This is a genomic window from Carboxylicivirga sp. M1479, assembly GCF_007097485.1.
Taxonomy (GTDB): domain Bacteria; phylum Bacteroidota; class Bacteroidia; order Bacteroidales; family Marinilabiliaceae; genus Carboxylicivirga.
This window is the reverse complement of sequence record NZ_VKDE01000001.1, coordinates 1-13,718: the sequence shown is the minus strand read 5'-3', so window position 1 is coordinate 13,718 and position 13,718 is coordinate 1. Positions and strand designations below refer to the sequence as shown.

The 13,718-nt window shown below is 38.3% G+C and carries 13 protein-coding genes and 1 rRNA gene; 4 read left to right on the top strand and 10 right to left on the bottom strand.

Going from position 1 to position 13,718, the window contains the following annotated elements:
- Positions 1–10: 10 nt before the first annotated feature.
- On the bottom strand, positions 11–1,522 hold the full coding sequence (locus FNN09_RS00070) for a GH3 auxin-responsive promoter family protein (RefSeq protein WP_143299400.1): 1,512 nt from the start codon (positions 1,520–1,522) through the stop codon (positions 11–13).
- Between the two features lie 435 nt (positions 1,523–1,957).
- Here FNN09_RS00070 and ahpC point away from each other — a divergent pair, with 435 nt between their 5' ends.
- The 3 genes from ahpC (at position 1,958) to FNN09_RS00055 (ending at position 5,348) form a co-directional block, all read left to right on the top strand.
- The gene (gene ahpC / locus FNN09_RS00065) at positions 1,958–2,521 is read left to right on the top strand and encodes an alkyl hydroperoxide reductase subunit C (RefSeq protein WP_143299398.1); all 564 of its coding nucleotides are present in this window, start codon (positions 1,958–1,960) and stop codon (positions 2,519–2,521) included.
- Between the two features lie 125 nt (positions 2,522–2,646).
- A complete protein-coding gene (gene ahpF, locus FNN09_RS00060) occupies positions 2,647–4,206 on the top strand; it encodes an alkyl hydroperoxide reductase subunit F (protein WP_143299397.1) in 1,560 nt (519 codons plus the stop codon).
- A gap of 266 nt (positions 4,207–4,472) precedes the next feature.
- Positions 4,473–5,348, top strand: a complete 876-nt coding sequence (locus FNN09_RS00055) for a D-hexose-6-phosphate mutarotase (protein ID WP_143299395.1) — start codon at positions 4,473–4,475, stop codon at positions 5,346–5,348.
- Between the two features lie 44 nt (positions 5,349–5,392).
- Here FNN09_RS00055 and FNN09_RS00050 read toward each other — a convergent pair whose 3' ends face one another.
- Positions 5,393–5,839: an MgtC/SapB family protein gene (locus tag FNN09_RS00050; protein WP_143299393.1), complete on the bottom strand. Its 447-nt coding sequence runs from the start codon at positions 5,837–5,839 to the stop codon at positions 5,393–5,395.
- Positions 5,840–5,842: 3 nt separating this feature from the next.
- Positions 5,843–6,904, bottom strand: coding sequence for a CNNM domain-containing protein (locus FNN09_RS00045; RefSeq protein WP_143299391.1), 1,062 nt, complete (start codon positions 6,902–6,904; stop codon positions 5,843–5,845).
- Between the two features lie 270 nt (positions 6,905–7,174).
- Between FNN09_RS00045 and FNN09_RS00040 the strand changes: the two genes are divergently transcribed.
- On the top strand, positions 7,175–7,579 hold the full coding sequence (locus tag FNN09_RS00040; protein ID WP_143299389.1) for a (deoxy)nucleoside triphosphate pyrophosphohydrolase: 405 nt from the start codon (positions 7,175–7,177) through the stop codon (positions 7,577–7,579).
- 1 nt (position 7,580) lies between these two features.
- Here FNN09_RS00040 and FNN09_RS00035 read toward each other — a convergent pair whose 3' ends face one another.
- The 7 genes from FNN09_RS00035 to rrf all read right to left on the bottom strand — a co-directional run bounded on the left by FNN09_RS00035 (position 7,581) and on the right by rrf (position 13,692).
- On the bottom strand, positions 7,581–7,778 hold the full coding sequence (locus FNN09_RS00035) for a YwbE family protein (protein ID WP_143299387.1): 198 nt from the start codon (positions 7,776–7,778) through the stop codon (positions 7,581–7,583).
- 5 nt (positions 7,779–7,783) lie between these two features.
- The gene (locus tag FNN09_RS00030; protein WP_143299385.1) at positions 7,784–9,301 is read right to left on the bottom strand and encodes a TolC family protein; all 1,518 of its coding nucleotides are present in this window, start codon (positions 9,299–9,301) and stop codon (positions 7,784–7,786) included.
- A 4-nt stretch (positions 9,302–9,305) separates the two neighbouring features.
- Positions 9,306–10,514, bottom strand: coding sequence for an efflux RND transporter periplasmic adaptor subunit (locus FNN09_RS00025; RefSeq protein WP_143299384.1), 1,209 nt, complete (start codon positions 10,512–10,514; stop codon positions 9,306–9,308).
- 202 nt (positions 10,515–10,716) lie between these two features.
- Entirely contained in the window at positions 10,717–11,580 is an 864-nt protein-coding gene (locus tag FNN09_RS00020; protein ID WP_143299382.1) for a 4-hydroxy-3-methylbut-2-enyl diphosphate reductase, read from the bottom strand.
- Positions 11,581–11,582: 2 nt separating this feature from the next.
- Positions 11,583–12,278, bottom strand: coding sequence for a (d)CMP kinase (gene cmk, locus FNN09_RS00015; RefSeq protein ID WP_143299381.1), 696 nt, complete (start codon positions 12,276–12,278; stop codon positions 11,583–11,585).
- 70 nt (positions 12,279–12,348) lie between these two features.
- On the bottom strand, positions 12,349–13,506 hold the full coding sequence (locus FNN09_RS00010) for a CapA family protein (protein WP_143299379.1): 1,158 nt from the start codon (positions 13,504–13,506) through the stop codon (positions 12,349–12,351).
- A gap of 75 nt (positions 13,507–13,581) precedes the next feature.
- Positions 13,582–13,692, bottom strand: a 5S ribosomal RNA gene (gene rrf, locus FNN09_RS00005).
- Positions 13,693–13,718 lie beyond the last annotated feature (26 nt).

Below are 13,718 nucleotides of genomic sequence, written 5' to 3'. Positions count from 1 at the left end.
TTATTTCTTTCTAGTGATTAAGCTTTAATAATTCATCGATGTACTCGCGGTTATTCGCTAAGCGGGGAATTTTATTTTGACCGCCTAACTTATTCTTACTCTTTAACCAATCCATAAATAAATGATGACGAGCCACCACCACATCGGGCCCATCCAATGTGATTCCCTTGTAGCGCTTGGCTTCGTAATCACTGTTTACCTCTTGTAAAGTCACATCCAATAACTCGGTAAACTTGTTCATACAATCAGGCATCTCATCAAACTCAACTAACCATTGATGAGCTCCTTTCGTTTCCTCATCCATAAAAACTGGGGCAGCCGTATATTCCTTAATCACGGCGTGTGTTTCGGCACAAGCTTTCTCCAAGGCGCGTTCGGCATTTTCAATCATTAGCTCCTCGCCAAAAGCATTCATGTAATGCTTGGTACGACCAGTTATAATTATTTTATGCGGACGCAGAGAGGTAAACCTAACCGTATCGCCAATCATGTAACGCCACAAACCGCTATTAGTGGTAATAAGCATTGCATAATCCACACCTAACTCAACATTTTCAATAGTTTTTGCATTGGGGTGGGCATTGGCAATTTCATTCAAAGGAATAAACTCATAAAACACACCATAATCAAGCATCAGCAACATACCAGGATCATTCAAATCATCCTGAATACCAAAAAAACCTTCGGATGCATTATAGGTCTCCTGATAGTTCATTTTATCGGTTGGAATCAAGTCCTTATACTGTTTACGATATGGAGTGAAATTAATTCCACCATGCATAAAAAGCTCCAGGTTAGGCCATATTTCCAATAAGTTAGACTTACCAGTTTGCTTCAAAACATGTTTAATAAGCACCATAAACCAGCTTGGTACACCAGCTAAAGAAGTCACATTATCATTAATGGTCGTTTCTGTAATCTTATCTAATTTTGCTTCCCACTCGTCCATTAAAGCGATGGATTGCTCAGGCGTACGGGCAAAATGCGTCCAAAAGGGTAAATTTTCAATTAAAATCGCCGATAAATCACCGTAATAACTGTCGTTACTAAAATTATTAATTTGATGACTCCCTCCTAGGGTAAGGCACTTACCACTAAACATTTCAGAATCGGGGTTATTCTGAAGATACAAAGCCAACACATCCTTTCCACCTCTAAAATGACAATCTTCAAGCGTTTCTTTAGTAACGGGAATGAACTTACTTTTTGTTGAAGTGGTGCCCGAGCTTTTTGCAAACCACTTTATATCACCTGGCCACAATAAATTGCTTTCTCCTTTTCTTAAGCGCTCTACATACGGACGAACACCTTCGTAATCACATACTGGTACCCGTTCTGCAAAGGTTTTATAATCGCTAATACTCTTAAATTCAAACTCCTTTCCAAACGTCGTATTTTTAGCAGCTTCAAGTAAACTTCGGAACTGCTCTTTCTGAACATCTTCTGGATTTAGCTTAAAGTGATCTATTTGTGAAAGACGTCGGGTATTAACTAATGATATGATTGAACTGATTATAGGCATATTTCCATATGTCGGTTAGCGTATTTTTCTTTCTCTGCTTCTTATGAAGCTCATTCTCTATGATATAACTGACGATTCAGTTTCAAAGGGATTAAAGATAAGTAAAAATGAGGTGTATTAAGCAGAGATATGTCAGCTATTGCTTTTAAAAGGCATAATAAAAGTAGCACCTGCTAAAAGACTAATCACAAACACCACTTCACATAAAAAGGTATAGCGATCGATTTACAAACATCAAGCTTAAATTACAGTAATTCCACTTTTTTTCATCGCAAGCATCAACGCTTTAAGTTCATATGATGCTGATTAACTGTAGTTATAGATATTATCTATCTAATGAATAACTACTATCTATTTGATTGATATCAAATGAAGAACTAGTTTTGCTTCTGTAAAAACAAACAAGAGAACTATAAACAATTAAAAATTATAACTATGTCACAAATTGGAAAACAGATTGTAGATTTTAATGTACAAGCATATGTAAATGATGATTTTAAAGCAGTAACGAAAGAGGATGTATTAGGCAAGTGGTCGGTATTTTTCTTTTATCCTGCTGACTTTACATTTGTTTGCCCAACAGAGTTGGAAGACCTAGCCAACAGCTATGATGAGTTTAAAGCAACTGGTGCTGAAATTTATTCTGTTTCAACAGACACTCACTTTGTACACAAAGCATGGCACGATACTTCTGATACCATTAAAAAAATTCAATACCCAATGTTGGCCGATCCAACTGGTGTGTTATCCCGTGGCTTTGAGGTAATGATTGAAGAAGTAGGCTTGGCCGAACGAGGAACTTTCATTGTTAATCCTGAAGGCGAAATAGTTTCTTACGAAGTAGTTGCAGGAAATGTAGGTCGCAATGCTGATGAATTATTACGTAAGCTAAAAGCTTTACAATTTGTAGCCAACAACCCATCGGAAGTCTGTCCTGCTAAGTGGAAAGAAGGTAACGAAACCTTAAAACCAAACATTGACCTGGTAGGTAAAATTTAATTAAAGCTTTAAAAAAGAGGTGTGGGACAAATTGTAAAAAGACAATCCACATCTCTTTATTCATCTCGCCTCGCAATCATCACTTCATTCCTTTCTTCGACAATAACTCTTAAAAACTCACAGACATGTTAGAACAAGCAATAAAAGACCAGGTAAACAATGTTTTTTCAGCCCTTAAAAGCAATTACACATTTCAAATAAAGGTTGCCGATAAACATCCCAATAAAAACGAATTAACAAGCCTACTTAAGGATGTTGCTGCCTGTTCTAACAAGGTTGATACACAATCAGAAGAAGGCGATGCTTTATCATTTACCATCTTAAAAAACGGACAAGACAGCGGCGTTACATTTAAAGCAGTTCCCACTGGTCATGAGTTTACAACTCTTTTATTAGCCGTACTTAACCTTGATGGTATTGGAAAAAACTTACCCGATGAAATTTTTAGTGCCAGAATTAAAAACATTGAGCAAAAGGTAGAAATTAAAAGTTACATCTCATTAAGCTGTACCAACTGCCCCGATGTGGTGCAGGCTTTAAATATTATGGCCTTTTTAAATCCCAACATCACTCACGAAATTATTGATGGAGCTATAAATCAGCAAGAGGTAGATCAACTAAACATACAAGCAGTGCCAACCGTAATGGCCAACGGCGAGGTTTTACATATTGGAAGATCATCAATGGGCGAATTATTGAGTAAGCTGGAAACATTGTTGGGCACAGATACCAAAGCTCTCACATCCATAAAAAAGGAATACGATGTGGTGGTAGTTGGTGGAGGACCCGCTGGTGTATCAGCTGCTGTTTATTCAGCTCGAAAAGGATTTTCCACAGCCATTGTTGCCGAGAAAATAGGTGGTCAAGTAACAGAAACAGTGTCGATTGAAAACATGATTTCAGTACCTCAAACAACTGGAGCTGAACTTTCGGCCAACCTTATGAAACACCTAAACGATTACCCAATAGATATATTGGAAAACCGACTAGTAGAAAAAACGGAAGTACTAGATGGCCATAAACACGTGAGTACTTCTTTGGGAGAAACACTAGTAACACCAGCATTAATTATTGCCACAGGTGCCAGCTGGCGTAAACTGGGTGTACCAGGAGAAACCGAATACATTGGCTCGGGAGTAGCATTCTGCACCCACTGCGATGGTCCGTTCTATAAAGATAAAAAAGTAGTGGTTGTAGGTGGTGGAAACTCGGGTTTAGAAGCAGCGATTGATCTATCATCCATTGCTGCGGAAGTTACGGTACTTGAGTTTATGGATACGCTTAAAGGAGATCAGGTATTACAAGACAAACTGGCTGAGAAGGGCAATGTTAACATTATTACCAATGCACAAACAATGAGCGTTATTGGCGACGGTAAAAAAGTAAACGGTTTAGCATACAAAGACCGTGTATCTGAAGAAGAAATACAATTGAATGTAGATGGTGTATTCGTACAGATAGGACTACAAGCTAATAGCAAGGTTTTTACCGAAGTAGTTGAAACCAATCGCATTGGAGAAATAGAAATTGATGCTCATTGCCGTACCAATCATGCAGGAATATATGCGGCTGGGGATGTATCAATAGTGCCTTACAAACAAATTGTTATTGCCATGGGCGAAGGCTCCAAAGCGGCATTATCGGCTTTTGAGGATACCATAAAGGGACAATTATTGGCGAATTAAAAACGTAAGAACGATAAAAAATAATCAAGCCTGTGCTAGTATTAGTGCAGGCTTCTTCATTTTGCTTCCCTGATAAACAATTCATATCCGCCTCAAGAAAACACATTCCAGCCACCCATTTACATACTATTTCAGCACGCCCAATACAAAGCTGGCATTGCAATAAAAATGTCACAATAAACATATGCATCAGCAAAAGAATAGCGACATCCTATTTTCTTTCAAATCTTTAATCAATACATTTGCTGCAGTCAAATTCACATACTATGAATGCAGCAACTCTCAACAGCAAATTTGGTATCGATAACACGATTGGTTTTGAACAATACCAACACACCACCATCGCTAAATTAAGCAGTCCACACGCCAGTGCTAAAGTATCACTCTATGGTGCTCACGTACTGAGTTTCATCCCCAACAATCAAAAAGAAGTACTTTTTGTAAGCGATGACGCCGTTTACAAAAATGGAAAAGCCATTAGAGGTGGTATTCCTATTTGCTGGCCATGGTTTAACGCTCATCCAGTGGATGCCTCATTGCCATCGCATGGCTTTGCCCGCATCTCAAATTGGGAAGTAACTCAAAGTTCATGCTTAAATGATGAAGTAAGTCTGGAACTCACGCTATCGTCCAATTCCGATACCATGCAATTATGGCCATACCATTTTAAAGCCACCCTGCTTGTAACACTTGGAAAAACATTAGAAGTTAGTTTAACAAGCCACAACTTGGACACCAAACCTTTTGATATTAGCGCGGCTCTTCATACATATTTTAATATAGCAGATATCAATACTGTTAAGCTAGAAGGCTTGGATGCTACAAGGTATCATGATGATGTATTGAATACGCAAGACGTTCAGGCTGATAAACTACTCAGTTTTGGTCAGCGTACCGACCGCCGTTACTTATCGAAAAGCAAAACAACTATACACGATGTTGATAGATACATTAAGGTTGGCAAAACTGGAAGCGGTGTTACAGTGGTATGGAATCCAGGCGAGGAACTAGCCATGCAAATGCCTGACTTATTGGGTGGCTACAAAAGCATGTTGTGTGTTGAAGCAGCTAATAGCTTGGATGACACCATCACTGTTCAACCTGGCACGCAACATACTTTGTCCACAACAATTGTTTGTTAGATGTCATCATGCCTCTTCGTAAGGAGGGGTATTATTTTTGATAATCAGCAATCGGGTTTCTTTTCATCGTCTTTATGCACACGTTGTGATAAGCGCTTATCAACTGGCATTAAAAAATAGTTAATCATTAAAATTAATAAAGTGGCAATCACTGTTTCGAGGTAGAACCCTGCAGCTGCTAGACATCCAATAGCCGAACTACACCAAACGGTTGCTGCGGTGGTAAGCCCTCGTACATTGATACCCTCTTTAAAAATAATTCCAGCGCCTAAAAAACCAATGCCAGTTACCACCTGAGCAATAATGCGCGTAACATCACCATCGCTCAAAGTCATTTTTATCGAAAGCATAACGTATAATGCTGAGCCTACCGCTACCAAGGTATTGGTGCGTAAACCAGCCGACTTATGATGCCATCCTCGCTCAAATCCGATGAGTAAGCCCGCTATTAAAGCACAAATCAATCGTATGGTAAAGTCTTGGTAGCTCATGCCCTACTCCTTTTTATTCAAGCTACCCAATTGATCAAACTTATCTTGTTTGGTTTTCCAGCGCTGACGAGCATATTCTTGCATGTCCGTTATGGTATCGGTTTCATCAACTATTTCCATGCCTAGTAAGGTTTCAATAACATCTTCCATGGTTACAACACCATCAAGTCCGCCGTACTCATCTACCACCAACGCTATATGCTCTTTTTGCTCCAACAACTTCTCCCACACATCAAACAACACAACCGAATAGGGTACCACTGTTATGGGACGTTTGATATCTTTTAGTTTTAAGGTATGCTGATCTTCGGCCAACTTTTCAAAAACTGTTTGACGGAAGACATAACCCGTTATATTCTCATCATCGCCCGAGTAAACAGGGATACGCGAAAAACGGAGGTAATCCTTGTTCTTTAAAAAATCATCGAGCAATACATTTTCATCAGCAACCGCAACCACAACCCTGGGTGTCATTATCTCTTTAACCGTTACATTTTTAAGCTTAAGCATATTCTGAATTATCCGGTGCTCATAATTAGAAAACACCCCTTCGTCAGCCCCAATCTCGGTTAAGGCAGCAATTTCTTCGCGACTGGTTGTTTGTTCTTTTTTATCACTGGATAACATGCGGGTAATTAGGGCCGACATCATAACCAATGGGTACGTTATAAAAACCATACCCCTTATCGTAAGAGCCGAAAAGCGCACTAAATGCCTCCAAAATTTGGCTCCTATGGTTTTTGGAATAATCTCGGTAATAATTAGTATTAAAATGGTTAATACCACCGATACAATACCGAAAGATGCTTCGCCAAATACTTTAATTGCCTGTGCGCCCACACCTGCGGCACCAATGGTGTGTGCAACTGTATTCAACGATAAAATAGCCGATAATGGTTTATCAATATTTACCTTTAGCTCCATGAAATTCTTAGCCCATCCTTTACCTTCTTCCTGCTTTACCATTAAAAATGATTGGGGAGTAGATAATAACACAGCCTCCATTATTGAGCACAAAAAGGATACAATTAAAGCCAGAAATAAATAAAATAAAAGAAGTGCCATGTAAATGGGTTTTATATGATGCTAAATGAAATAAACGTCTTCCAAATTTATTCCATTTTCTGATAATATTGAGCTCAATTACATTTTAAAATCATCGTTCAGTGATAATTTCAATATGATGAATAAAAAACTGTTACTCATCAACGGTAATCAATCAAAACACTTGCATTTTTAATCCCTTTTACTATTTTTACGCTCACCTAAACCAAATACACACGCTATTCCATTACTCTAAATGGCTTAGTAATGTCCATTAAAATGAAAACTATCATGAACGAGGTAACACCGGTTACTTGTGCCATTATCATTGATAAAGGCAAGGTATTGGCGGCTTTACGTAGCCGACAAATGAGCCAAAGTTGGAAGTGGGAATTCCCAGGTGGCAAAATTGATGAGGGCGAAACTGCAGAAGCATGTATTTGTCGTGAAGTCAACGAAGAGTTATCAATTCACATTAAAATAAACCAACAATTAACGCCTGTTATCCATAGCTACCCAGAAAGAACCATCAAATTAATTCCGTTTATTTGTAGCATTGAAAGTGGGGAGCTTAATGCTGTTGAACATGAAAAAGTATGCTGGTTTTCGCCCGATGAATTACCTGCACTTAATTGGGCTGAAGCAGATAGACCAATTATGACGGAGTTTTTAAAACACAGTAGTGTTTTAATATAAGCTATTCGTCTTCGATGGACTTGACTCGACCGACCTGACCATCTTCCAGGCGCACTTTTATACCATGTGGATGAAAACGACTGTTGGTTAATATATCTTTAACCACACCGTAGGTTATTTGTCCACTTCTTTGGTGTTGTTTTAATACAATACCTACCGATAAGCCGGTATAAATGGCATCACGCTGCTGTCCGTCCATTTTCTTTAAGTTGATGTGCTGGGTTTATTTTTGTTTTTTATCAAACCATGTAACAAGGGATTGTCGTACAAGATTTTTTGTCCCTTAGAGAAATCGTACAAGGTTAATTCGCGCAAACGGTAATAGGCTAACCAATATGTTTCTAAGGATTTTATATAATCGCGCTTTGCTTTCTCACGTTCCGACAAGGATATGTTGAGATCACTAATACTAATTTCGCCATTCTGAAACTTTTTTAAGGCAATTTCATAACCATTACCAGCTACATTATCTGCTTCATTGGATATTTCTAACTGTGCCTTAAGTAGGCTAAATTGCTCCACCTGTACAACTACCGTTCGTTCGAAGTTTTCTCTGTCGCGTTCGACATCAAATACCACCAAATCGCGTTTACTTTCGGCCAATTTAACATTAGATGTAGACTTGCCCCAATCCAATAAGGGTACAGATAAAGACAGTTTTACCATTTGCTGTTTTTCAGGCTCATCGTAAACACCAGGTATATCAGGTGCACTATTGGATAAACCATAAGATCCGCGCAAAGTAGCAGCCAGTCCATTGCCACGTTTAGCTTTCGTTAAATCACGGTCGGCCTCAATCAAACGCCTCTCGTACTGGGTTGACTCTTTCCTGTTTTCAAGTGCCTCGGCTAGCGCTTGTTCAGGATCAACCTCGAACAGCATCATGTTTAAAGGCATCTGTAACTCAATGTTGGTCAACTGATCCAGACCAATGTATGATTTAAGTTCGAAATCGGCATTTTTAAGATCCATATTCGCCTGTGTTAATGACTTTTGAGCTGTTAACACCGATAACTTGATACGCGAATAATCATTCTCTGAAATTGTACCCAAACGTCTTTTTGTTTCGGCTATCCTGAGATTGTCTTTACTGTTTTTTAAACTGCTTTCGGCCAGTTTATAATTTGTTTGTACCCGCAGGTACTTAAAAAAACGTGCTGTTGCAGCCCTTGATATCTCTTCGATCGATTCAACAAAATTCTTTTGTGCCTCATCGTATACCATTGGCTCCGTTTTGCGCGACCATTTCATCCAATTATAAGCAAATATGGGCTGCGTAAAACCAACAACGAACGGATCACCAGAAAAATTAACATCATCTTTAATCAAATCCTGAACACGGTATAAGGAAGAGCTGGCATATATACGAGTACCTGATTGTGGAATAGATTGGTTTAAGGACAAACGTGCATTACCCTGTAAAGACGAAACATGACGAAATTCTACGCTACCATCGGGCTGTGTAACGGCTCTGGTCCGTTGGTTGTAGTTAGGTATATCGCCATCAAGTACTAACTGAGGGCGAAATTGGGCCTGAAAATTCTTATATCGCCAAAAATAATTCTCATAGCGGTTTTGAGCATACTTAACCGATGAAGATTGGTTTATGGCTAAATCAACAACATTTTGTAACGATAATTGATACTTATCAGAGCCGTTTGTTTGGGCTTTTACCTGAATAATAAGGCAGGCAAACAATAAAAATGATCCAATGTATTTCATTGTCCTACTTTTTAAATTTATCAATGCTAACTGATGATGTATTTTCAATTGTTGATACTGTAGAAATCACCACTTCATCGCCTGCTTTTAATCCTCCTTTTATCTCAATAAAATCATCAGTAACTAAACCAAGTGTTAACTCTGTTTGCTCGGCACTATCACCATTAACAACATAAACGTGCTGTACTTTCTTATTACTAATCATTGCCCCTTTCTTAAGACGAAGCACATCGTAACGTGCTCTTTTAACCACCTGAAGATCCACACGCTGATTGGGAATTAGCTTTGGATGGTTATTATCGGTTAATGAAACAGTAAATTGTAAATTGCCATCCTCAAGCTTTGGCATAATAGTACCAATACGACCCGACAGGCGTGTATTGTCCACCACAACATAAGCTCTACGCCCCGTCTTAATCATGTTTTTATGCTTTGCACTTATGGTTGCTTTAATTTTAAATCGAGTAAGATCAGACAAGCTCACAAGCAATTTATCCCCTTGTATTTTCTCTCCTGTTTTACCATGGATACCCAAAATAATCCCATCTGAAGGAGCTTTGACTTGCATTCGTCCCAACAAATCTTTTTGCTGTTCCAATTCCTTTTCCTGAATCTCAATTTGTAGCAATAATCCTTTTTCATCGGTTGCTAACTGTTGTAGTCGAATGGAGTTTTTTTGTTGCACAAGCTGTAACTCTTTTTGTGCAAGCACGAGTTCCTGCTTTGTTTTATCAAATTTAGCCTGCGAAATACCACCTACTTCTAACAGTTGCTCTTGATCAGCCATAACCGATTTAATGGATGATATCTTTAGTTTCTTTGTTTCGATGCTATGGGACAAATCGGCTTTCGTACTACGCGCGTTCAGTCGTGTTTTCTCCAGGTTATTCTGCTTCACAGCCAATTGATCGTTTAACTGTTCAATCTTACTCTCTACAGCTATGGTATTTAGTACAACTATTACCTCTCCCTCTTTAACCTTTTGTCCTGGCTCCTTCTTTATCTCACCAATAATACTGGCTGTTGGGCTTAATAACAAAACCTCATTGGCAGGCTCTACACGTCCTTCTGTCGTTTCCCAGGTTTCAATGTTTCCTTTATCTACCAAATAGGTCTCATAAATACCACTGCCCGATTGTGGTTGACACGATGCAATTATCAATAAAATTACCAATACGGTAGCTGTCTGCTGTATGCCTTTTTGAATGCCCATAAAAATTTTATACTTATTGTTCCCAAAAAAAGTTCTGTACAAATAAACCAAGTGTGTAAAAATAGTAGATACAAATGATTCACAAGGGTATATTAATGCTCTAATTTACATTCGAAATGATAAAAAAGAGTATTTTTTACTTTTTTACTAGTTCTCCTACTCTAATTCCATGTAAATTGTTACCCTTACGAATAATAAATATTTATTTTCGGATTTTTCGAATTGCCTCAGCCACCTCTTCCATTAACCATTGAGGTGTTGAGGTAGCTCCACAAACACCAACTTGCTCAATTACATTATTAAACCACTTTGTATCTAATTCATTTGCCGATGTTACAAAATAGGAATTGGCATTGACTTCTTTACATGCTTGATATAGCACTTTGGCGTTACTACTTTTCTTTCCTCCAACAAAAACAACTAATGGAAACTGAGAGGCAAATTCTTTTATACGTGGCACTCTTCCGGTTACTTGTTTGCAAGTAGTATTGTGCCATATAAAATCAATAGGCTGCTCATTTTGAATTAATTCAATAATAGAACGCAGTACATCTGGGCTCTTGGTTGTTTGAGCAAACAACTCTATGGGTCGGCTAAAATCAATCTTTGATACTTCTGAAGCATCTTCTATTACAATAGCCTCGTTATTGGTCTGACCGATTAGTCCAACAACTTCAGCATGGCCCCTTTTACCAAATATTACTAATTGCCCATTCTTTTCATATTGTGACAAATATGCTTTTCTGATGCGTTGCTGAAGCTTCAATACTACGGGGCAAGTGGCATCTTTCAATGTTAAGCCTTTATCAGTAATTTGCTGATACGATTCAGGCGGTTCTCCATGCGCCCTAAACAAGACAGTGCCACCCTGTAATTTATTTAATTGATTGTGCTGAATGATTGACATACCCTTGTGGGCTAAACGTTCTGATTCGGCCTCATTATGTACTATATCACCAAGGCAGTGTACTTTTTCACCTTTACTTAAAAGAGCAGAAGCTGTTTCAATCGCTTTTTGAACCCCAAAGCAAAAGCCTGAATACTTATCAATCTCAACACGTATCATGTTTAAGCTAAATTTCGCTCTTTAAGAACTTCAATAATCCACTCTAACTGTTCTGCCTTGTTCAAATCGCTATTATCCAATACCAAAGCATCATCGGCTTGTCTTAATGGACTTTCTTTTCGAGTACTATCCAAATGATCGCGTTGTTCCACATTAGCTAAAATCTCTTCATAATTCACAACTTCACCTTTGGCTGTTAACTCATCGTAACGACGCTGGGCTCGTATGGAGGCTGAAGCAGTCATGAAAAGTTTTAAGTCAGCATCTGGGAAAACAACGGTTCCGATATCCCTTCCATCCATTACAATTCCACCCTGATTACCCATGGCTTGCTGAAGCTCAACCATTCGTTTCCTCACAAAAGCTATAGCGCTTACCGCACTAACATTATTACTTACTTCTAAGCCACGAATAGCATCTTCTACACTTTCACCATTTAAAAAGGTTTCATTTATCTTTTCTTCTGGCTGATATTTAAAGCTAATGTTTACCTTTTCCAAGTTCTTAGATAAGCCACCTTCATCTATTGTCCCGTTATTTACGAAACCATTATTCATAGCAAACAAGGTAACACTTCGGTACATGGCACCAGTATCAATATACACGTAACCCAACTCCTTTGCTAAATCTTTAGCTACCGTGCTCTTGCCGCATGATGAATGACCATCAATGGCTATTATTGCTTTTCTATCTTGCATGATTACCTTTTTAGGGCTGCAAATTTAGGAATATTGTATGAAATCAACCATTCCTCTATAAATACAATCGTTAATTTCTTAAATCTAAATTTATAGAACTAATATCTGTAGTGGGTATTAAGCTACCCAACTTTTTGTTTAATGTAGGAGTAAAACTTCGTTCCTCTACATTTATATTGCTCTTCAAAATAGCTCTTCCTTCGACGAGGTACTCATTTAAGCGTTTACGAGCCGTTTCATCAATCCAATTGGCGTTTCTGTATCTTTCAGCAGGTAAAACGTAAAAGGACTTCTTACCATTATATACTGGTGTATAAACCCATGTTAGCTGATACTCCGCTTTTACAACTTGTACCGTGTCCCCAACTTTTAAGAGCTCCACAAATAGTAAGGCCGCTCCATCCCTTGGTGCTGTTCGTTGATTGGATATAAAATTACCCATACTATTAGCAATTAAACTGTTTTCTCCTTCTATACTCTGTAAGTTCATCGGTTGCAGTACATGTGGGTGCGATCCAACAATAACACGTATTCCTTTCGATTGAAGAAAGCTTGTCAAGCGCTTTTGCTCTGGATTAGGTTTAGTTTGATATTCCCAGCCCCAATGCATACATACAATTACTTCGTCAACGCCTAATCTTCTCGTCAATCGTATGTCTTCTGCAATTATTGCAGTATCAATCTGATTAACAATATTCGGACTTTGAACACGAATTCCGTTAGTACCATAAGTATAACTTAAAACAGCAATTTTAATACCGTTAGCTTCCAATATCATGGGGTTATTCTTTATCCTATCGAGCGAATCCTTAAAAACACCAGTTCTTGGAATACCAAGTTTGTCAAGAGTATTACATGTTCGCTCAAGTCCAGCTTTTTTTCTATCAACACAATGATTATTAGCCATCACTAGTCCATCAATTCCAGCACTAATTAATGCATTCGCTAATGTATCAGGGGATGAAAAGGTAGGATAACCTTTATAAGGTTTGCCAGCTAAAGTCACTTCCAGGTTAGCAATGGCAATATCTGCTGAAAGAATATCGTCTTTAATATACTTAAAACAGCTGTTGTAATCATAGCGATCTGAATCCTTAATACGGGCACTATTAATTTGACTATCATGTCCCATTACATCGCCCATAAAAACCATTGCAACATGCAATGAGTCCTGAGCAAAACCTACTTTTAAAATAGTTAAGAAAATGGATAAGAATATAAACCGCATATCATTATTTTTGTGGCAAGATACGTATAAACGCAAAAAATCCGATACTCTTTCGAATATCGGATTTATCTAAAAAAAAGGCGGCGACCTACTCTCCCACTTCTACGCAGTACCATCGGCGCTATCAGGCTTAACTTCTCTGTTCGGAATGGGAAGAGGTGGAACCCTGATGCAATAACCACCTAAATATTGTTATTAACACATCGGCACAA

What these genes read in the sequence shown, in the direction of transcription:
- FNN09_RS00070 (WP_143299400.1), bottom strand. Translation starts at nt 1,522, where the DNA reads ATGCCTATAATCAGTTCAATCATATCATTAGTTAATACCCGACGTCTT.
- FNN09_RS00055 (WP_143299395.1), top strand. Translation starts at nt 4,473, where the DNA reads ATGAATGCAGCAACTCTCAACAGCAAATTTGGTATCGATAACACGATT.
- FNN09_RS00025 (WP_143299384.1), bottom strand. Translation starts at nt 10,514, where the DNA reads ATGGGCATTCAAAAAGGCATACAGCAGACAGCTACCGTATTGGTAATT.
- FNN09_RS00010 (WP_143299379.1), bottom strand. Translation starts at nt 13,506, where the DNA reads ATGCGGTTTATATTCTTATCCATTTTCTTAACTATTTTAAAAGTAGGT.
- FNN09_RS00050 (WP_143299393.1), bottom strand. Translation starts at nt 5,839, where the DNA reads ATGAGCTACCAAGACTTTACCATACGATTGATTTGTGCTTTAATAGCG.
- FNN09_RS00035 (WP_143299387.1), bottom strand. Translation starts at nt 7,778, where the DNA reads ATGGACGGACAGCAGCGTGATGCCATTTATACCGGCTTATCGGTAGGT.
- FNN09_RS00030 (WP_143299385.1), bottom strand. Translation starts at nt 9,301, where the DNA reads ATGAAATACATTGGATCATTTTTATTGTTTGCCTGCCTTATTATTCAG.
- cmk (WP_143299381.1), bottom strand. Translation starts at nt 12,278, where the DNA reads ATGCAAGATAGAAAAGCAATAATAGCCATTGATGGTCATTCATCATGC.
- FNN09_RS00020 (WP_143299382.1), bottom strand. Translation starts at nt 11,580, where the DNA reads ATGATACGTGTTGAGATTGATAAGTATTCAGGCTTTTGCTTTGGGGTT.
- ahpF (WP_143299397.1), top strand. Translation starts at nt 2,647, where the DNA reads ATGTTAGAACAAGCAATAAAAGACCAGGTAAACAATGTTTTTTCAGCC.
- FNN09_RS00040 (WP_143299389.1), top strand. Translation starts at nt 7,175, where the DNA reads ATGAACGAGGTAACACCGGTTACTTGTGCCATTATCATTGATAAAGGC.
- ahpC (WP_143299398.1), top strand. Translation starts at nt 1,958, where the DNA reads ATGTCACAAATTGGAAAACAGATTGTAGATTTTAATGTACAAGCATAT.
- FNN09_RS00045 (WP_143299391.1), bottom strand. Translation starts at nt 6,904, where the DNA reads ATGGCACTTCTTTTATTTTATTTATTTCTGGCTTTAATTGTATCCTTT.